This is a genomic window from Streptomyces sp. NBC_00400 (assembly GCF_036048035.1).
Lineage (GTDB): Bacteria > Actinomycetota > Actinomycetes > Streptomycetales > Streptomycetaceae > Streptomyces.
Map to the genome: position 1 here is coordinate 6,647,672 of NZ_CP107940.1, position 17,554 is coordinate 6,665,225.

Here is a 17,554-nt window from a genome sequence, read left to right on the forward strand (position 1 = left end):
GAGACTCGGGCCATGTTGGAGACCTCGGCACGTCTGCTCCGCCTGCTCTCGCTGCTGCAGGCCCACCGGGAGTGGTCCGGCGCGGAGCTCGCCGACCGGCTCGACGTCACCCCGCGCACGGTACGCCGGGACATCGACCGGCTGCGCGAGCTGGGCTACCCCGTCCACTCCGCGCCGGGGACGGCCGGCGGCTACCGGCTCGGCGCCGGTGCGGAACTCCCGCCGCTGCTGCTCGACGACGAGGAGGCGGTGGCGGTCGCGGTCGGGCTGCGCACCGCCGCGGTGGGCGGTGTCGAGGGCATCGAGGAGTCCTCCGTACGCGCGCTGGCCAAGCTGGAGCAGGTGCTGCCGCACCGGCTGCAGCGCCAGGTCGGTGCGCTGAACGCCTTCACGGTCCCGCTGCCCGGCAGCGGCGGCCCCCGGGTGGACCCGAACGTCCTCACCGAGCTCGCGCACGCCTGCCGGGACTGCCGGCAATTCCGCTTCGACTACACCACCCACGACGGCACCTGCTCCCGCCGCATCGTGGAGCCGCACCGCCTCGTCTGTGCCCGGCGCCACTGGTACCTCGTCGCCTGGGACGTGGACCGCGCGGACTGGCGCACCTACCGGGTCGACCGCCTCACCCCCACCCCGCCGCACGGGCCGCGCTTCACGCCCCGCCCGCCCCCGGCCCCGGACCTCGCCGAGTACGTCGCCCGGGGCATCTCGACCCGGGTCTACGCCCGGCAGGCCACCGTGCTGCTGCACGCCCCGCTGGAGCGCGCCGCGGAGCGCATCGGCCCGGCCGCCGGGACGCTCGAAGCCGTCGACGAGCAGTCCTGTCTGCTGCGTACGGGGGCGCACAGCCTGGAGCTGATGGTGCTCCACATCGTGCTGACCGGATTCGACTTCGAGGTCCGCGAGCCGCCGGAACTGCAGAGCCGCATACGGGAGATCAGGGACCGGCTCTCCCGGGCACTGGCGGCGGCGCCGCCGTCGGCTGCTTCCCCACCTCCGGATGGTGCAGATCGAAGGCGGGGGCCTCGGAACGGATCTTCGGAAGAGTCGTGAAGTTGTGCCGCGGCGGCGGCGAGGAGGTCGCCCACTCCAGTGAGCGGCCGAAGCCCCAGGGGTCGTCCGTGGTGATCCGGGAGCCGTGGCGGGTGGTCTTCCAGACGTTGTAGAGGAACGGCAGCGTGGACAGGCCCAGCAGGAAGGAGCCGACGGTGGAGAGGGTGTTGAGGGCCGTGAAGCCGTCGGCGGCCAGATAGTCGGCATAGCGCCGCGGCATGCCCTCCGCGCCCAGCCAGTGCTGGACGAGGAAAGTGGTGTGGAAGCCGACGAACAATGTCCAGAAGTGGATCTTTCCCAGCCGCTCGTCGAGCATCTTGCCGGTGAATTTCGGCCACCAGAAGTAGAAGCCCGCGTACGTGGCGAAGACGACCGTCCCGAAGACGACGTAGTGGAAGTGGCCGACGACGAAGTAGGAGTCGGTGACGTGGAAGTCCATCGGCGGGGAGGCGAGGATGACGCCGGTCAGCCCGCCGAACAGAAAGCTCACCAGGAACCCCACCGACCACAGCATCGGCGTCTCGAAGGACACCGAGCCGTGCCACATGGTGCCGATCCAGTTGAAGAACTTCACCCCGGTCGGCGCCGCGATCAGGAACGACATGAGGGAGAAGAACGGCAGCAGCACCGCCCCCGTCACGAACATATGGTGCGCCCAGACCATCACCGACAGGGCCGTGATGGCCATCGTCGCCCCGATCAGCATCACGTAGCCGAAGATCGGCTTGCGGGAGAAGACCGGGATGATCTCCGTGATGATGCCGAAGAACGGCAGCGCGATGATGTAGACCTCGGGATGGCCGAAGAACCAGAACAGGTGCTGCCACAGCAGCGCACCGCCCCACTGCGCCTCGAACACCACCGACCCGAACTGCCGGTCCGCCTCCAGCACCAGCAGCGCCGCCGCCAGCACGGGGAACGCCATCAGCACCAGGATCGAGGTGAAGAGGATGTTCCAGGTGAACACCGGCATCCGGAACATCGTCATCCCGGGCGCCCGCAGCACGATGATCGTGGTGATGAAGTTGACGGCACCGAGGATGGTGCCGAAGCCGGCCAGCGCCAGCCCCATGATCCACATATCGGCGCCGACACCGGGGGAGCGGACCATAGAGTTCAGCGGGGCGTAGGCCGTCCACCCGAAGGCCGGGCCGCCGAACGGCGTGAGGAAACTGCCCAGCACGATCAGGCCGCCGAAGAGGAAGAGCCAGTACGAGAACATGTTCAGCCGCGGGAAGGCCACATCGGGCGAGCCGATCTGCAACGGCATGATCTCGTTGGCGAAACCGGCGAATGCGGGAGTGGCGAAGAGCAGCAGCATGATCGTGCCATGCATGGTCACCGCCTGGTTGAACTGTTCCGCGTCGATGATCTGCAGCCCCGGACGGGCCAGTTCCGCACGCATCACCAGTGCCAGCAGACCGCCCACCAGGAAGAATCCGAATGCGGTGATCAGATAGAGGTGCCCGATCTTCTTGTGATCGGTGGTCGTCAGCCAGTCGACCAGCACCGACCCGCGGTGCCGCGCCCTGGGGGGCCGCAGGTCCGCCTGGCCGGTGTCGGTAACCATCCGCTGCGCCCCGTTCTTCGAAGGTGTACTGGGCCCGGCACATGATGCTCGCGCGGGGGGCGCAGAGCGAGGTGGCGCTCCGGTCCGTTCCGGTGGGATCAGGCGGTGGACGGCCCGGTGGACGGTCCGGCGGACGGCCCGGCCGGCGGTGCCGGAGCGGGCGCGGAAGCGGCAAGCGGGGCGATGTGCGGAAAATGTGTGCGGAGTGTGTCTCGTTGGACAATTTCCCGGCGGCCGATAAAGAGCGTCAGGTGCGGGGAATCCGAAACTTGCCGGGGATTATTTTCGGACGGCTTGCCGCGATGCGCCGGGTGGCCAATCCCGTTTCGCATTTGATCAAGGCGGAATTCCGGCTGCTTAATTTTCCACCCGGTTGCGCCATCACACGGCGCGTAAGGGTGACGGAAGTTCCGGCAAACGCACCAGTGTTCGCTGTGACACAAGTGTGACCAAGGCCGGACCGTGAGGTCACCGAGGTGTGCGAGGGCCGGGCTTCCGCGGGCCGCCGCGGACGCCTACGGTGGCTGTCATGGCTGACGTACCGAACCTTCCGGACAACCCTCAGGACGACATCGAGGCGTATGCCGGCCTTGCCCAGCAGGACGCCGAAGAGCAGGCCAGAGGGCGAGGCTGGACCACGGTCCGCTCGCTGCCGCCGGGCGCGATCATCACCATGGAGTACCTGGCCGGCCGGCTCAACTTCGAGGTCAAGGACGGCACGGTGCACCGCACCTGGCAGGGCTGAGCGACGTACGTACGACGAAGGCCCCGGCCGCTCCGAGGGGAGCGGCCGGGGCCTTCGCCGCGGGGTGGGGGTGTGCGTACCGGCCCCGCCGCCTGCGCCGCGCTCAGCCGTTCGCGTTGCGGCCGCGCCCGGTGACCGGGCTGAGCGGCGTGGTGCGCGAACGGTCCGCGTGCGGCGGCCGCCGGCTGCCCGCCGGGGTGACCGGGGCACGCTCCGAACGGATGGTGTGCGGGCGCGAGGGGTGGTGCGGCCAGGCGTCCGGGGTGTGGGCGGCGGACCGGCCGCCCGTACCGGCGGAGATCGTCTCGCGGACGAGCACCTCGCCATCGGGGGCGATGCGCTGCCGGGAAACCCCCGGAGCCAGCGAGCCGACCGGCAGCGGGCCGCGCAGCGAATCGGGGCGCAGCCGCAGCCACAGCCGCAGCAGGATGCCCATGAGGCGGTCTTCGAACCAGGTGATCCCGGGCTCCAGCCAGGGCATCGCCAGCAGCACCAGCAGCCCCGCGGCCCAGCCGAGCAGCACATCGCTGACCCAGTGGGTGCCGAGGTAGACGGTGGTCATGCCGACGCCCAGCGCGCCCAGCGCGGCGATCACCGACAGCGTGCGGCGGCGCAGCGAGGTGGTCGCCAGGTAGGCCAGCACGCCCCAGGTGACCACGGCGTTCGCGGTGTGACCCGAGGGGAATATGTCGCCCCCGAGCCCCATCTCGTTGGCGCCGACCACGGTCGCGTAGTGCGGTCCGAGCCGCCCCATGCCGAGCTTGGCGGCGCCCACGGTGACGTTCAGCAGCAGCAGCGAGGCGCCGAGCACCAGCAGCGGGTGGAGGTTGCGCTGGCGCCAGCAGCGCCAGCCCAGCCATGCCGCCACCGCCACCGCGGTCGGTCCGCGCTGGCCCAGTACAACGAAGTAGTCGAGGAAGGCATGGATCTCGGGCCACTGCTTGTACGGCCTGAAGAACATGACTTGCCAGTCGAACGTGACCAGCCATGTAGTAGCCAGCACCCCGGCCACGATCGCGAGGTACACCGCCAGCGTTCCCCAGAACAGCCACAGGCGGGTCCGGGTCATGCGGGGCGGTCGGACGCGATCGGTCGGGCGCTGCTCCTCCATCTGGTCGAGCTTGTCATCGGTACGCACTCAATCGACGTTACCGCGTGTGATGTAGGTGCTTGGTCAAACTGTGCGCTTTGTAATGACGATGTGATGTGGAATGTGTCTCAATCGGGGCTTCGGAGCTGGGATTTGGCGGGGAATTCCCGGCGATTCTCAATCGCTTCCCGAGGTCCGCGTGTCGTCACCGTGAGCGCCTTATCTGCTTTTCCCCGGCGGAGTTTATCCGCTCGTCGTCCAGGGGTCGCGCGGCGTTCCCCCGAGAGGTGTCACGGAGAGCGTTCGTTCGATTACGAAGCGTTTCCGGGGGGTCACGGCGGACCCGAACCGTTCAGCCAGAACGCCCCGTACGCCGCGGAGCCGGCCGCCGCCAGGCCGACGACCAGCCAGGACCGGACCGGGTGCCGGCGCGCGAGCCCGGCCGCCAGCGGAAGCAGCAGCGGATAGGCCGGCAGTATCAGCCGCGGCTTGGACCCGAAGTAGCCCTTGGCGGTCAGGGCGAGCAGCAGCACCGTGCCGCCGTAGACCGCCAGCGGCAGCGGCTGGCCCTGCCGTACGCCGCACAGATACAGCCAGATCACCAGCCCGACGCCGAGGAGCAGCCCGAGTCCGGCCGCGAACGAGGGGCCCGACAGCAGGTCCCCGATGAAGGTGCCGAAGGCGATCCCCCCGTCGAAGCCGTTGCCCCAGCCCCCCTGGACGTCCAGATAACCGGTGAACGAGCCCTGCCGCGCCGCCACCCACAGGAAGTACCCGCACCAGCCGAGCGGGGCGAGCAGCACACCGGGCAGCAGGCCCGGCTGCGCGCGCAGCGCCGCGCGCCCCCGTACGCCGCCGGCCCGCTGCCGCCACAGCGTCACCGCCGCGGTGGCCCACACCGCCGCGACCACCGCCGCACCCACCGGCCGGGTCAGCCCGGCCAGCGAGGCCAGCACCCCCGCCCACACCCAGCGCCCGGTCAGCACGGCATACAGGGCCCAGGCCGCGAGCGCGGTGAACAGCGACTCGGAGTACGCCATCGACTGCACGATCCCGACCGGCACCGCGGCCCACAGTGCCGCCAGGGCGACCCCGGTCCGGTGCCCGTGCAGCCGCTCGCCGGTCGCGTACAGCGCCCAGGCGGCGGCCGCCGACGCCAGCCAGGAGACCACCAGCCCGGCGTCGGCGGGCGACAGCGGCAGAACGGCCGACAGCCCCCGCTCCAAAGACGGCAGCAGCGGGAAGAACGCCAGGTCGGAGTGCACGGCGCCGTGCGGCAGTTGCACCGTGTAGCCGTAGCCCTGCTCGGCGACCCGGGTGTACCAGAGCGCATCCCAGCGGGCGGCCAGCAGCGTGTGCCAGTCCTTGCCGTTGACCGTGGACCAGACCCCGAGGACGACGAGCCCCAGCAGCCGGATCGCCGCGAAGGCCGCCAGCGCGGGCGCGGCCCGGCGCAGCGTGGCCCGCGCGGCGGGGGCCTCGCACAGGGGACGGCCGGGAACGGCCGCGGAGGCAAGATCGTTCATCCGGAAGATTATCCAGGTGGCCGAAGAACGAGGGCCGACGGCGGGGTGGGGAACGCACGGCGCTGCGATGTGCGTCTCTTCGTGAGGTGAGCCACGCGGCACTCACCGGGACTCGCGTAGTCTGACGTCCTTACTCGCTTGTGCCGCCGGTTCCACCGGGGCGTTTTCGCGCCCTGATCCGTGGCCGCGAGAGCATGACTGGAGGTGCTGCATGTCCGGGACGACCGCGTCCGGCAGTGGACGGACGGCTGGTGTTCCCCGGCTCACAGGCGGCGGCGCGAACCGCTGGACCGTGCTGATCGTGCTCTGCGTCAGTTTGCTCTTCGTCGCACTGGACACCACGATCCTGTACGTCGCCGTGCCCTCCGTCACCGAGGACCTGCGACCGGGCCCGGTGGAGCTCCTCTGGATCGTCGACGTCTACCCGCTGATCGCGGCCTCGCTGCTGATCCTGTTCGGCACCCTCGGCGACCGTGTCGGCCGCCGCCGCATACTCCTTCTCGGCTACGGCCTCTTCGGCCTGGCCTCGGCCGCCGCCGCGCTCGCGCCCAACCCGCAGATCCTGATGGTGGCCCGCGCCCTGCTCGGCATCGGCGGCGCCATGATCATGCCGGCCACGCTGTCGATCCTGCGGCAGGTCTTCCCCGACCGTCGCGAGCGCGCGGTCGCCATCGGCGTGTGGAGCGCGGTGGCCGCGGTCGGCGCCGCGGTCGGCCCGGTCCTCGGCGGCTTCCTCGTCGAGAACTTCTGGTGGGGCTCGGTCTTCCTCATCAACATCCCGATGATGGCCGCGATGCTGCTGATAGGCCGGTGGCTGCTGCCCGAGTCGCGGGGGGAGCGCAACGGCCCCTGGGACGTGACCGGCGCGATCGTCGCGGCGCTCGGCGTGCTGGGCATCGTCCTCGGCGTCAAGCGGATCGGCAGCGGCGCGGCGGTGCTGGGCCCGACCACGCTCCTGCCCATCGTCCTCGGCGTGCTGCTGCTGGTGCTGTTCGTACGCCGCCAGCGCCGGCGCAAGCACCCGCTGATCGATATGCGGCTGTTCGCCAGGCCCGCCTTCGGCACCTCCGTCGGCTGCATCGTGCTGGCCATGCTGGCCCTGGTGGGCCTGCAGCTGATCGCCGTCCAGTACCTCCAGCTCGTGCTCGGACTGAGCCCGCTGCAGACCGGTCTGCGGATGCTGCCGCTGGTCTTCGCCGCGATGGCCGCCGGCCTGACCGGCTCGAAGATGCTGCAGGCCCTCGGCCCGCGCGCGATGGTCTCCCTCGGCTTCGTACTGACCGCCGTCGCGGTGCTCTGCCTGACCGCGATGAGCAGCCAGGACCGCCCCTGGCTGCTGTCCGCGGGCTTCGTCCTGCTCGGCTTCGGCTTCCAGTCCACGCTGTTCGGGGCGTACGAGTCGATGCTCAGCGAGGCGCCTGCCGAACAGTCGGGCGGGGCCGCCGCGATCGGGGAGACCTCCTACCAACTCGGCGCGGGGATCGGTGTCGCCCTGCTCGGCAGCGTCATGAACGCCGCCTACGCCCCGGGCCTGACGCATGTGGACGGCGTTTCCGGGCGGGCCTCCGCCTCGGCCGCGCACTCCCTCGGCGAGGCCTACAAGGTGGCCGCCGGCCTGGGCGAGGGCGCCAAGGCGGCGCTGCGTGAGGCCGCCCGGGAGTCCTTCGTCCGCGGGCTGCACGTCACCCTCGTCGCCAGCGCCGTGCTGCTGCTGGTCGGTGCGGGGATCGCGCTGCGGCTGCCGCGCCGGGCGGCGGAGTCCACGGAGCGGGCGGAAGCGGACGGGGAGCCTGCTCCGGGCGCCGGCACGGCCGGCGCCGGCCGCGGCAGCGGGGAGCCCGCCCCGGCGAGTTCCGGCCGCTGACCGGCGCTGCTCCCTCCGGGTGCCGTCGCCCGGCCGTGCGCGTGCCTGCCCCGCCTGGTGTGTGCCTGCCCGCCGCGCGGCGGTGACCCTTGCCGCGCGGCACCGCGCGCCGTACCGTCGGAAGCGAATAACTACCGCTGCTAGTTTTTCGCGAGCGCTGAACCCGCCGGAGGCCCCGCCATGCCCGCAAAGCCGTCCGCCACGTCCCCGGTGCCCTCGGCGGTCCCGCCGTTCGACCCCGGCGACCCGCTGGGCCTCGACGACCTGCTGACCGACGAGGACCGTGCCGTCCGGGACACCGTCCGGGGGTGGGCCGCAGGCCGCGTCCTGCCGCACATCGCCGACTGGTACGAGCGCGGCGAACTTCCCGGCATCCGTGAACTCGCCCGCGAACTCGGTTCCCTGGGCGCCCTGGGGATGTCCCTGACCGGCTACGGCTGTGCGGGCACCTCCGCCGTCCAGTACGGCCTGGCCTGCCTGGAGCTGGAGGCCGCCGACTCCGGTATCCGCTCCCTGGTCTCCGTCCAGGGCTCGCTCGCCATGTACGCGATCTGGCGTTTCGGCTCCGAGGAGCAGAAGCAGCAGTGGCTGCCCCGGATGGCGGCCGGCGAGATCATCGGCTGCTTCGGCCTGACCGAACCGGACGTCGGCTCCGACCCCGCCGCGATGCGGACGCACGCCAAGCGCGAGGGCGGGAGTGGCGGCGACTGGGTGCTCAACGGACGCAAGATGTGGATCACCAATGGCTCGGTGGCCGGCGTCGCGGTGGTCTGGGCCCGGACCGACGACGGCATCCGCGGCTTCCTGGTCCCCACGGACACCCCTGGGTTCTCGGCCCCCGAGATCAAGCACAAGTGGTCCCTGCGGGCCTCGGTGACCAGCGAACTCGTCCTGGACGACGTACGGCTGCCGGCCGACGCGGTGCTCCCGGAGGTCACCGGACTGCGCGGCCCGCTCGGCTGCCTCAGCCACGCCCGCTACGGCATCATCTGGGGCTCCATGGGGGCCGCCCGCACCAGCTTCGAGGCGGCGCTGGACTACGCGACGACGCGGGAGCAGTTCGGCAGGCCCATCGGCGGCTTCCAGCTCACCCAGGCCAAGCTCGCCGACATGGCCGTCGAACTGCACAAGGGGATCCTGCTGGCCCATCATCTGGGGCTGCGGATGGACGCGGGGCGGCTGCGCCCCGAGCAGATCAGCTTCGGGAAGCTGAACAACGTACGGGAGGCGATCGAGATCTGCCGCACGGCCCGGACGATCCTCGGGGCCAACGGGATCTCGCTGGAGTACCCCGTCATGCGGCATGCGACCAACCTGGAATCGGTGCTCACCTACGAGGGCACCGTCGAGATGCATCAGCTGGTGCTCGGCAAGGCGCTCACCGGTCTGGACGCCTTCCGGTGAGCGGCCCCGCCCGCTCAGGCCGGTCGCTGTGTGATCCGGGGGCCCGCACACCGGCGGCTGCCGCCGCGAGCCCCGGGCCCCCGGCCGGAAGCACGCGGGTCGCGCTCAACTCTGGTTGAAGAAACCGCCGTTGCGGTGGGCGCGGGCCTCGCCGCTGACGACCTGGTAGTCGGCGGGGGTCAGCAGGAACACCCGGGTGGCGACCCGCTCGATCGAACCGCGCAGACCGAACGTCAGGCCGGCCGCGAAGTCCACCACCCGCTTGGCGTCGGAGGGCTCCATCGCCGTCAGGTTGACGATCACCGGGACGCCGTCCCGGAAGAGTTCGCCGATGCCGCGGGCGTCCCGGAAGCTCTCCGGGGTGACCGTGGCGATGCGGGTGCCCTGGTCCTGGGCGGTCTCGTCGGCCACCCGGACCCGGGGGTCGGTGACCCAGGGGCCGTCGCCCGAGTCGCCGGCATCGGGTCCCTCGGCGTAGTCGTCGTCGTAGTAGCGCTCGTCATCACTGTCGTCGACGAGGCCAAGCCAGGCGCTCGCCTTGCGCACCGATCCCATTGACGCCTCCTCTCACCCGCGGTGTCTGTGTGTGTACCCCTATCGTCGTCCATCAGGCCGACAGTGTGCCAAGTGGATAGCCGCCGCACGGGGGGTTCGTGACACATCTGGTGCAAAGAGGGTGGCGCGTCATCACCTTTCGCGCCCCGTAAGGAAACTGACAGTATGAAGAACCTCACGGTCGGTACCTGACCCTCCGGTGACGGGAAGCGGTCAGCGGCAGGCGGACCGGACCGGCGGGTAGGTTCATGCGCGGGACCAGCACACATGCCCCGTCGTTCGACGGCCCCGGATCAGCGGATCTCGGGCGGGTTGATCCGCGATGCCGTCAGGGCGGACGGCCCGGTGCCCCACTTCTTGAGGATCCGGCCGTAGGTGCCGTCCTTCTGCAGCCGGCCCACCGCGGCCTGCACGGCGGGCGCCAGCGGGGTGCCCTTCCTGAACGCGAAGCCGACGTCCAGCCGCTTGAACTCATTGAGGAAGCGCAGGCCCGGCTGCTGCCGTACGGCGTAGCGCAGCCCGTTGACGGTGCTCATCACCACCTCGGTGCGGCCCTGCCGGAGCGAGATCCACAGTGCGCCCTGCTCGGCATAGGTCTTGTCGTCGTAGGGCTTCTTGCCCGCCTGGGCGCACCGGTGCCGGTTCTCCTCCAGCGTCGCCTCGAAGGTGGTGCCGGCGCCGGTGGCGACCGTCAGTCCGCACAGCTGCCGCAGCGAGCCGACCTTCTTCAACGGGCTGTCCTTGCGGACCGCGAAGCCCTGGCCGTCGTTGATGTACGTCACGAAGTCGAGGGTCCTGCGGCGCTCGTCGGTCACGCCGAAGTTGCCGGTGCCCATGTCGTATGTGCCGCTGCCGAGGGCCGGCAGTGGGGATCTTGTCGTCGGCGGCCGGGGCGCCCGCGGCTCCGGCCGCGCCGGGCGGGCCGCCGGCACCGCAGGCGGTGAGCGCCCAGGCCGCGGCGGCCAGGAGCGCGGCGGTGCGCAGGGCGGTGGTGCGCCGGGCCGTGGTGCGCCGGGCGGTGGTGCGCACGCCGGCGGTACGCAGGGCGATGGTGCGGGGCGTGGCCGGGCTCATGGGTGCGGGCTCTCCAGGTGCTTTTCGAACGGCAGCGGGCCGATCGACTCCGGGGCGGCGGACAGATCGAACAGGGGGCGGTAACCCGCCGCGAGATAGAGGCCCTTGGCCTCCGGCTGGCGGGGGCCGGTCGTCAGGAAGACGCGGGTGTAGCCCCGGCCGGCGGCATCCCGCTCCAGGGCGTCCAGGACCCGCCGGGCCAGCCCGCGCCTGCGGTGCGCGGAGTGCGTCCAGATCCGTTTGAACTCGGCGGTCTGTGCGTCATAGCGGCGGTAGGCGCCCCCGGCGACCGGGCTGCCGTCCGCCAGGAGCAGCAGGAACGTGCCGCCGGGCGGGGCGAACTCCTCGGCCGGGTACTCCAGGCCCAGATCGACGGGTCTCTCGTACCGGGTGCGGTATTCGTGGGTGAGTTCGTCCAGCAGGGGGCGGGCCAGCGGATCGTGGACGGTGGTGTGCCGGACCGTCAGGCGGGTGGTCGGCGGCGGGCCGGGCGCGGCGCTCACCGGGCCGCCGCCGTGACGGGCCGTGGCACCGGTGCCACGGCGGCGGACCGCGCGTGCGGGACGTGGTCGGTCGACGTCGTGATGCCGAAGCGCATACTGCGCCCTTCTTCGAGCATGCCGAAGGAACAACAGGACAGGGGAGGGGAATAGGACAGGAGAGGTGAAAGGGACCGCTGCGTACGGGTAGTGCGGGTGGGGCGAGGGGAGGGGGGTGCGCCGGACGGCGGCGCGAGGTGTGAAGGCGCGCGGTTGACGGGGAGAAAGAACCGCGGAACGGCCCGGCCTTGGGGGCGACGGGCTTCAGGGCAGGGCGTCAGCTCAACAGGACGACGACCACACACGACCGAAGTCGATGTGGTCGCGGGTGACCAGCCGCTGCCGGAGATACATGCGAGCAAGTGGAACAGGCATCCGTTTCCGCGTCAACCATGAAGTGATCCACGGCTCACAGTCCGGACGGCCTTGACAGCCAGGCGTGTTCACCCCATAGCCTCAAGGGCCGGTCGTGCTGAGGGGCACGGCCCGTTTCCGCCTGTGTGAAGGCGCTCCACTCCCGTGCTCGCGCTCGGTATCCACGGAGCCTTCGCATGCCTTCCGACACCCTCGGCACCCCTACGGCCGACACCTCTACGGCGACCGCCGCGGCTCCGCCCGACGACGTCACCGGCCACCCCGCCCCCCGGATCGTGCCGCGCCGCCGCACCGGCCAGTGGGCCGCGGCCGCCGCCGTCCTGGTCCTGCTCGCACTGGCCCTGCAGTCCGTCGTACGCAACGACGCCTTCCAGTGGGACGTGGTCGCCGACTACTTCCTGACCCCCGCCGTACTGCGCGGCCTGGGCCTCACCCTGTGGCTGACCGTGCTCGTCATGGTGCCGGGTTTTGCGCTGGGCACCCTGCTCGCGACGATGCGGCTGTCCGCCAACCCCGTGCTGCGCGGCGTGAGCTGGGGGTATGTCTGGCTCTTCCGGTCGATGCCGGTCCTGGTGCAGCTGCTGTTCTGGTTCAACATCGGGGCGCTGTACCCGACGATCCTCGGCATCAAGACCGTCCATCTGCTCGGCCCGCTCGCCATCGCCCTGATCGGCCTCACCCTGCACGAGGCCGCCCACGCCGCCGAGGTGGTCCGCGGGGGCATCCTCTCCGTCGACAAGGGGCAGCTGGAGGCGGCCCAGTCGCTGGGGCTCGGCGCCTGGCGGCGGCTGCGCCGCATCGTGCTGCCGCAGGCGATGCGCGCCATCGTGCCGCCGGCCGGCAACATGCTGATCGGCACCCTCAAGGGCACCTCCATCGTCAGCGTCATCGCCGTCCAGGACCTGCTCTACTCCGTCCAGCTGGTCTACCACCGCACCTACCAGGTCATTCCGCTGCTGCTGGTCGCCACCCTCTGGTACGTCGCGGTCACCTCGGTGCTCGGCGTCGGCCAGTACTACCTGGAGCGGCACTACGCCCGCGGTGCGGCCGGTGCCCGATGAACCGGTCCGCGAACCCGTCCGGGCGGCCGTCCGTGGTGATCGTGGGAGCCGGGCCGCGCGGCACCGGGCTGATCGAGCGGATCGCCGCCAACGCCCCTGAAGTCCTCGGCGACCTGCCCTTCGACCTGCCCTTCGATCTGCATCTCGTCGATCCCCACCCGCCCGGTGGCGGCCGTATCTGGCGCGCCGGCCAGTCGCCCCTGCTGTGGATGAACTCCACGGCCGAGGACGTCACCATGTTCACCGACGAGAGCGTCGACCTGGACGGGCCGGTGCGGCCGGGACCCTCGCTCGCCGAGTGGGCCCGCGCGGTGCGCGACGGCGAGATCCCCGTCGCGCCCGGCCTGGCCGATGCCCTCGCGGAGCTCGGGCCCCGCGACTTCGCCGGCCGGCGGCTGCAGAGCGCCTATCTGAGCTGGGTGTACGAGCGGTCGGTGGCCGCACTGCCGCCGACCGTCGCCGTCCATGAGCACCGGCAGCGGGCCGTACGGGTCTCGGGCCCGCGCGACGGCCGGCAGCAGGTGCACCTGGCGGGCCGCCCCACCCCGCTCCCGGCCGACCTCGTGGTGCTCACGCTGGGGCATCTGGAGGCCGAACTTACGCCAGAGGAACGGGAGTTGACGGACTTCGCGGCCCGGAACGGGCTGACGTACCTGCCGCCCGCGTTCACCGCCGACAGCGAGCTGAGCGCCCTCGGGCCCGGTGAGCCGGTGCTCGTGCGCGGCTTCGGGCTGGCCTTCGTCGATCTGATGGTGCTGCTGACCGAGGGCCGCGGCGGCACCTACACGACCGGCGCCGACGGGCAGCCGGTCTACCGGCCCTCGGGGCGCGAGCCCGTCCTGCACGTCGGATCGCGCCGCGGCGTGCCCTACCACTCCAAGATCGGCTACGAACCGGAGGGCGAACGGCCGCCGCTGCCCCGCTTCTTCGGGCCCGAGCAGGTCGATGCGCTGCTCGCCCGGCCCGACGGGTTCGACTTCCGCCGTGACGTCTGGCCGCTGATCGACAAGGAGCTGGGCTTCGCCCACTACCACCGGCTGTTCACCGCCCACCCCGCTCGCACCCGGATGCACTGGCCGGACTTCGAGGAGAAGTACGCCGCCGCCGACCCGGGCAGCGCCGCCCTCCAGGCCCTGGTCACCGCCGCGGTCCCGGACCCCGCCGACCGCCTCGACCTCGAAGCCCTGGACCATCCGCTGGACGGCCTGCGCTACCCCGGCGCCGAGGCGCTGCAGGACGGACTGCGCCGCTATATCGAGGCCGACCTGGCCCGCCGTCACGACCCCGCGCACAGCCCCGACCTGGCGGTTTTCCTTGCGCTGCTGTCGGTCTACGGGCAACTGGTCCGGATCGGCGACCGCGGCCCGTGGTGGCACGGGTTCTTCAGCTATCTCGCCTCCGGCCCGCCCGGACCGCGGCTACGGCAGCTGCTCGCCCTCTCCCGGGCCGGGGTGGTCCGCTTCCTCGGCGCCGGCACCACCGTCACCGCCGACCCGCGGCGCGGGGTCTTCCGCGCCGAGAGCGCCAGTGTGCCGGGGAAGCCGGTCGAGGCCCGGGCGCTGGTCGAGGCGCGGCTGCCGCAGGCGACCGTCGAGCGCACCCGGGACGCCCTGCTGCGCGCCCTGTACGCCGACGGCGCGGCCGCGACCCCCACCGGGCTGCTGGCGGTGGCCCCCGCCGACGCCCGGATCCTGGACCGGAGCGGCCTTCCGTACCCCCGCCGCTTCGCCCTCGGCCCGCACACCGACGCCCGCTCCGGCGGCGCCTTCGCCCGGCCCCGTACCAACGCGCCCGCCTTCCGGCAGAACGACGCCACCGCGCGGGCGCTGCTCACCTTCCTGCGGGACCGGGCCGCCCCGGCCGCGCCCCGGCCCGCCGCCTTTCTCGTCCGCCCCGCTCCCACCCCCGAGGACACCCATGCCGCTGACCAGTGACCCACCCGTCGGACAGGCCGCACCCCAGCCGGCCACACCCCGGCAGACGGCTGCCCAGCAGGCCGGAACACCGCCGGCGGACGACCCGGCGGCCCTGAAGGTCGTGCCCGTCCGCCATCCCTGGCGCTGGGCCGCGATCGTGGTGACGGCGGTGCTGATCGCCCAGTTCGTGCACGGTCTGGTCACCAATCCCGCCTGGGAATGGGAGGTGTTCGCCCAGTTCTTCACCGCGCAGACCGTGCTCAAGGCGGTCGGGGTGACCCTTCAGCTCACCGTCTACGGCACCGCCCTCGGCTTTGCGCTGGGCATCGTGCTGGCCTTTATGCGGCTGTCCGCGAGTGCCTTCCTGCGCTGGGCCGCCTTCGGCTACATCTGGGCCTTCCGCTCCATCCCGCTCATCGTCCAGCTGCTGTTCTGGTTCAACCTCTCCTACCTCTACAAGCGCCTGGACGTCGGCATCCCCTTCGGCCCCGGCTTCGTCCACGTCGACACCATGGGCCTGGTCGGTGCGATGGGCGCGGCGGTGCTCGGGCTGGCGCTGCACCAGGCCGCGTACGCCGCCGAGATCGTGCGCGGCGGGGTGCTGGCCGTGGACGGCGGACAGCTGGAGGCGGCCGCGGCGCTCGGCATCCCCCGGCTGCGGCAGCTGCGGCGCATCGTGCTGCCGCAGGCGGCCCGCTCGATCCTGCCGAACGCCACCAACGAGGTCATCTCCCTCTTCAAGGGCACCTCGATCGTCTCGGTCATGGCGATCGGCGAACTCTTCTACCAGGTCCAGGTCATCTACGGCCGCAACGGCCGGGTCGTGCCCCTGCTGATGGTCGCCACCGCCTGGTACGTCCTGCTGACCACCGTGCTCTCCGTCCTCCAGCACTACGTCGAACGCCACTTCTCCAAGGGAGCCACCCGATGAGCACGCAGAGCGCCATGGTCGACATCCGCGCCGTCCACAAGAGCTTCGGCCCGCTCCAGGTGCTGAGCGGGGTGGACCTCCAGGTCCGTGCCGGTGAGGTCACCGTCATCCTCGGCCCGTCCGGCTCCGGGAAGTCCACCCTGCTGCGCACCGTCAACCACCTGGAGAAGGCCGACAGCGGCTCGGTGAGTGTGGACGGCGCGCTGGTGGGCTACCGGCGCGAGGACAAGGCCGCGGTGTGGCGGGCCTTCCGCAAGGCCGGCGGTGGGCGACGGCCGGGCAGGCTCTACGAGCTGCGCGAACGCGAAATCCTCAAGCAGCGCACGGAGATCGGCTTCGTCTTCCAGAACTTCCGTCTCTTCCCGCATCTGACCGTGCTGGAGAACATCACCGAGGCCCCCGTCGCCGCGCTGGGCCGCCCGAAGAAGGAGGCCGCCGAGTCCGCCCGGGCGCTGCTCGACCGGGTCGGGCTCGCCGGCAAGGCGGACGCCTACCCGCGGACGCTCTCCGGCGGCCAGCAGCAGCGCGTCGCCATCGCCCGCGCGCTCGCCCTGGAGCCCAAGCTGCTGCTCTTCGACGAGCCGACCTCCGCGCTCGATCCGGAGCTGGTCGGCGAAGTCCTGGAGGTCATCAGGAACTTGGCGCACCGGGGCACCACGATGATCGTCGTCACCCATGAGATCGGCTTCGCCCGTGAGGTGGCCGACACCGTCGTCTTCATGGACGGCGGACGGATCGTCGAGCAGGGCCCGCCCGGTGACGTCCTCGACCATCCGCGCCATGAGCGCACCGCGTCCTTTCTCTCCAAGGTCCTGTGAACATGAGGAGCCATCCGTTGAACCGCCGCCGTACCCTGACCGCCGCCGTGATGCTCGCCGCCGGCTCCGTAGCGCTCACCGCCTGCGGCGGGACCGCGGCGTCGGGCCACAACAGCGTGCCTGCCGCCGCCGGAGGCCGGGGACCGAAGATCAATATCGGCCCCGACCAGCACCGCATCCATGGCGCCGAGGACCCCGAGAGCGCCGCGCTGGTGCCCGCCCGGGTCCGGAAGGCCGGCTTCCTGCGGATCGGCGTGGGCGCCGAGTCCAGCCCGCCGCTGAGCTTCTACGCCACCGATGACAAGACCCTCATCGGTGTCGAGGAGGACATCGCCACCCTCGTCGCCGACACCCTCGGCCTCGAGCCCCGCTTCGACCCGCTGTCCTGGGAGAACCTTTTCGTGGGCCTGGACAGCGGCAAGCTCGACGCGGTCTTCGCCAACGTCACGGTCACCGAGGAGCGCAAGGAGAAGTACGACTTCGCCACCTACCGGCGCGACCAGCCGGCCATGGAGGCGAAGAAGGGCAGCGGCTGGAAGGTACGGGGCGCCAAGGACGTCGCGGGGAAGACCATCGCGGTGGGCACCGGCACCAACCAGGAGAAGATCCTGGTCGACTGGAGCAAGGAGAACGAGAAGGCCGGCCGCAAACCGGTCGGCATCAAGTACTTCCAGAAGCCCTCCGACACCTACCTCGCGCTCCAGTCGGGCCGTATCGACGGCTTCTTCGGCCCGAATCCGACCGCGGCGTACCACGTGAACACGGCGGGACAGACTCAGATCACCGGCACCTTCTCCGGCGGCGGCGACCGCGTCCAGGGCAAGATCGCCGCCACCACCAGGAAGGGCAGCGGCCTGGTCAAGGCCTGTGCCGCTGCCCTGCAGAAGGTCATCGACAACGGCCGCTACGGCAAGGTGCTGGCGCGCTGGGGGCTGACCGGGGAGCGGCTGACGACCTCACAGGTCAACCCGCCCGGCCTGCCCAGGACCGCCAACTGACCGGCGCCCGGCGCAGAAAGGAAGCCCCGCCCATG

Annotated in this window: 14 protein-coding genes and 1 pseudogene; 9 read left to right on the forward strand and 6 right to left on the reverse strand. The window is 71.4% G+C overall.

Features of this window, described 5'->3' with window-relative positions; all coding sequences use genetic code 11:
• Positions 1 to 12 precede the first annotated feature (12 nt).
• Complete coding sequence (locus tag OHS81_RS29075; protein WP_328388057.1) at positions 13 to 1,053, forward strand: helix-turn-helix transcriptional regulator; 1,041 nt, start codon at positions 13 to 15, stop codon at positions 1,051 to 1,053.
• On the opposite strand, the gene ctaD is transcribed toward OHS81_RS29075, so the two are convergent.
• A complete protein-coding gene (gene ctaD / locus OHS81_RS29080) occupies positions 938 to 2,623 on the reverse strand; it encodes an aa3-type cytochrome oxidase subunit I (RefSeq protein ID WP_328388059.1) in 1,686 nt (561 codons plus the stop codon). The genes OHS81_RS29075 and ctaD overlap by 116 nt on opposite strands.
• A 529-nt stretch (positions 2,624 to 3,152) precedes the next feature.
• On the opposite strand from ctaD, the gene OHS81_RS29085 reads away from it, so the two are divergent.
• Entirely contained in the window at positions 3,153 to 3,368 is a 216-nt protein-coding gene (locus OHS81_RS29085; RefSeq protein WP_328388061.1) for an I78 family peptidase inhibitor, read from the forward strand.
• Between the two features lie 103 nt (positions 3,369 to 3,471).
• Here OHS81_RS29085 and OHS81_RS29090 read toward each other — a convergent pair whose 3' ends face one another.
• Both OHS81_RS29090 and OHS81_RS29095 read right to left on the reverse strand, forming a co-directional pair.
• The gene (locus OHS81_RS29090; RefSeq protein WP_328388063.1) at positions 3,472 to 4,506 is read right to left on the reverse strand and encodes a phosphatase PAP2 family protein; all 1,035 of its coding nucleotides are present in this window, start codon (positions 4,504 to 4,506) and stop codon (positions 3,472 to 3,474) included.
• 284 nt (positions 4,507 to 4,790) lie between these two features.
• Positions 4,791 to 5,984, reverse strand: a complete 1,194-nt coding sequence (locus tag OHS81_RS29095) for a glycosyltransferase family 39 protein (protein WP_328388065.1) — start codon at positions 5,982 to 5,984, stop codon at positions 4,791 to 4,793.
• Between the two features lie 211 nt (positions 5,985 to 6,195).
• On the opposite strand from OHS81_RS29095, the gene OHS81_RS29100 reads away from it, so the two are divergent.
• Together OHS81_RS29100 and OHS81_RS29105 are read left to right on the forward strand one after the other, a co-directional pair.
• Positions 6,196 to 7,848, forward strand: a complete 1,653-nt coding sequence (locus tag OHS81_RS29100; protein WP_328388067.1) for an MFS transporter — start codon at positions 6,196 to 6,198, stop codon at positions 7,846 to 7,848.
• A gap of 180 nt (positions 7,849 to 8,028) precedes the next feature.
• Positions 8,029 to 9,252, forward strand: coding sequence for an acyl-CoA dehydrogenase family protein (locus OHS81_RS29105; RefSeq protein ID WP_328388069.1), 1,224 nt, complete (start codon positions 8,029 to 8,031; stop codon positions 9,250 to 9,252).
• Positions 9,253 to 9,357: 105 nt separating this feature from the next.
• Here OHS81_RS29105 and OHS81_RS29110 read toward each other — a convergent pair whose 3' ends face one another.
• From OHS81_RS29110 to OHS81_RS29120, 3 genes and pseudogenes are all read right to left on the reverse strand, one after another.
• The gene (locus OHS81_RS29110; RefSeq protein ID WP_129297110.1) at positions 9,358 to 9,807 is read right to left on the reverse strand and encodes a cell division protein SepF; all 450 of its coding nucleotides are present in this window, start codon (positions 9,805 to 9,807) and stop codon (positions 9,358 to 9,360) included.
• 293 nt (positions 9,808 to 10,100) lie between these two features.
• Positions 10,101 to 10,673: pseudogene (locus OHS81_RS29115) on the reverse strand (transporter substrate-binding domain-containing protein); the annotation flags it as partial.
• Between the two features lie 204 nt (positions 10,674 to 10,877).
• Positions 10,878 to 11,384 carry a GNAT family N-acetyltransferase gene (locus OHS81_RS29120; protein WP_328388072.1) on the reverse strand — a complete coding sequence of 169 codons (507 nt, stop codon included), beginning with the start codon at positions 11,382 to 11,384 and terminating at the stop codon, positions 10,878 to 10,880.
• Positions 11,385 to 11,971: 587 nt separating this feature from the next.
• Here OHS81_RS29120 and OHS81_RS29125 point away from each other — a divergent pair.
• Genes OHS81_RS29125 through OHS81_RS29145 form a run of 5 tightly spaced genes read left to right on the forward strand, consistent with a single transcriptional unit; the run spans position 11,972 to position 17,519 of the window.
• Positions 11,972 to 12,856: an amino acid ABC transporter permease gene (locus OHS81_RS29125; RefSeq protein ID WP_328388074.1), complete on the forward strand. Its 885-nt coding sequence runs from the start codon at positions 11,972 to 11,974 to the stop codon at positions 12,854 to 12,856.
• Entirely contained in the window at positions 12,853 to 14,790 is a 1,938-nt protein-coding gene (locus tag OHS81_RS29130) for an FAD/NAD(P)-binding protein (RefSeq protein WP_328388076.1), read from the forward strand. Before OHS81_RS29125 ends, OHS81_RS29130 begins: the two co-directional genes overlap by 4 nt.
• The gene (locus OHS81_RS29135) at positions 14,774 to 15,703 is read left to right on the forward strand and encodes an amino acid ABC transporter permease (RefSeq protein ID WP_328388078.1); all 930 of its coding nucleotides are present in this window, start codon (positions 14,774 to 14,776) and stop codon (positions 15,701 to 15,703) included. The genes OHS81_RS29130 and OHS81_RS29135 overlap by 17 nt, the downstream gene beginning before the upstream one ends.
• Positions 15,700 to 16,521: an amino acid ABC transporter ATP-binding protein gene (locus tag OHS81_RS29140; protein ID WP_328388080.1), complete on the forward strand. Its 822-nt coding sequence runs from the start codon at positions 15,700 to 15,702 to the stop codon at positions 16,519 to 16,521. The genes OHS81_RS29135 and OHS81_RS29140 overlap by 4 nt, the downstream gene beginning before the upstream one ends.
• Positions 16,522 to 16,571: 50 nt before the next feature.
• A complete protein-coding gene (locus OHS81_RS29145) occupies positions 16,572 to 17,519 on the forward strand; it encodes an ABC transporter substrate-binding protein (RefSeq protein WP_328391496.1) in 948 nt (315 codons plus the stop codon).
• Positions 17,520 to 17,554 lie beyond the last annotated feature (35 nt).

What these genes read in the sequence shown, in the direction of transcription:
- OHS81_RS29075 (WP_328388057.1), top strand. Translation starts at nt 13, where the DNA reads ATGTTGGAGACCTCGGCACGTCTGCTCCGCCTGCTCTCGCTGCTGCAG.
- ctaD (WP_328388059.1), bottom strand. Translation starts at nt 2,623, where the DNA reads ATGGTTACCGACACCGGCCAGGCGGACCTGCGGCCCCCCAGGGCGCGG.
- OHS81_RS29085 (WP_328388061.1), top strand. Translation starts at nt 3,153, where the DNA reads ATGGCTGACGTACCGAACCTTCCGGACAACCCTCAGGACGACATCGAG.
- OHS81_RS29095 (WP_328388065.1), bottom strand. Translation starts at nt 5,984, where the DNA reads ATGAACGATCTTGCCTCCGCGGCCGTTCCCGGCCGTCCCCTGTGCGAG.
- OHS81_RS29100 (WP_328388067.1), top strand. Translation starts at nt 6,196, where the DNA reads ATGTCCGGGACGACCGCGTCCGGCAGTGGACGGACGGCTGGTGTTCCC.
- OHS81_RS29105 (WP_328388069.1), top strand. Translation starts at nt 8,029, where the DNA reads ATGCCCGCAAAGCCGTCCGCCACGTCCCCGGTGCCCTCGGCGGTCCCG.
- OHS81_RS29110 (WP_129297110.1), bottom strand. Translation starts at nt 9,807, where the DNA reads ATGGGATCGGTGCGCAAGGCGAGCGCCTGGCTTGGCCTCGTCGACGAC.
- OHS81_RS29125 (WP_328388074.1), top strand. Translation starts at nt 11,972, where the DNA reads ATGCCTTCCGACACCCTCGGCACCCCTACGGCCGACACCTCTACGGCG.
- OHS81_RS29130 (WP_328388076.1), top strand. Translation starts at nt 12,853, where the DNA reads ATGAACCGGTCCGCGAACCCGTCCGGGCGGCCGTCCGTGGTGATCGTG.
- OHS81_RS29135 (WP_328388078.1), top strand. Translation starts at nt 14,774, where the DNA reads ATGCCGCTGACCAGTGACCCACCCGTCGGACAGGCCGCACCCCAGCCG.
- OHS81_RS29140 (WP_328388080.1), top strand. Translation starts at nt 15,700, where the DNA reads ATGAGCACGCAGAGCGCCATGGTCGACATCCGCGCCGTCCACAAGAGC.
- OHS81_RS29145 (WP_328391496.1), top strand. Translation starts at nt 16,572, where the DNA reads ATGCTCGCCGCCGGCTCCGTAGCGCTCACCGCCTGCGGCGGGACCGCG.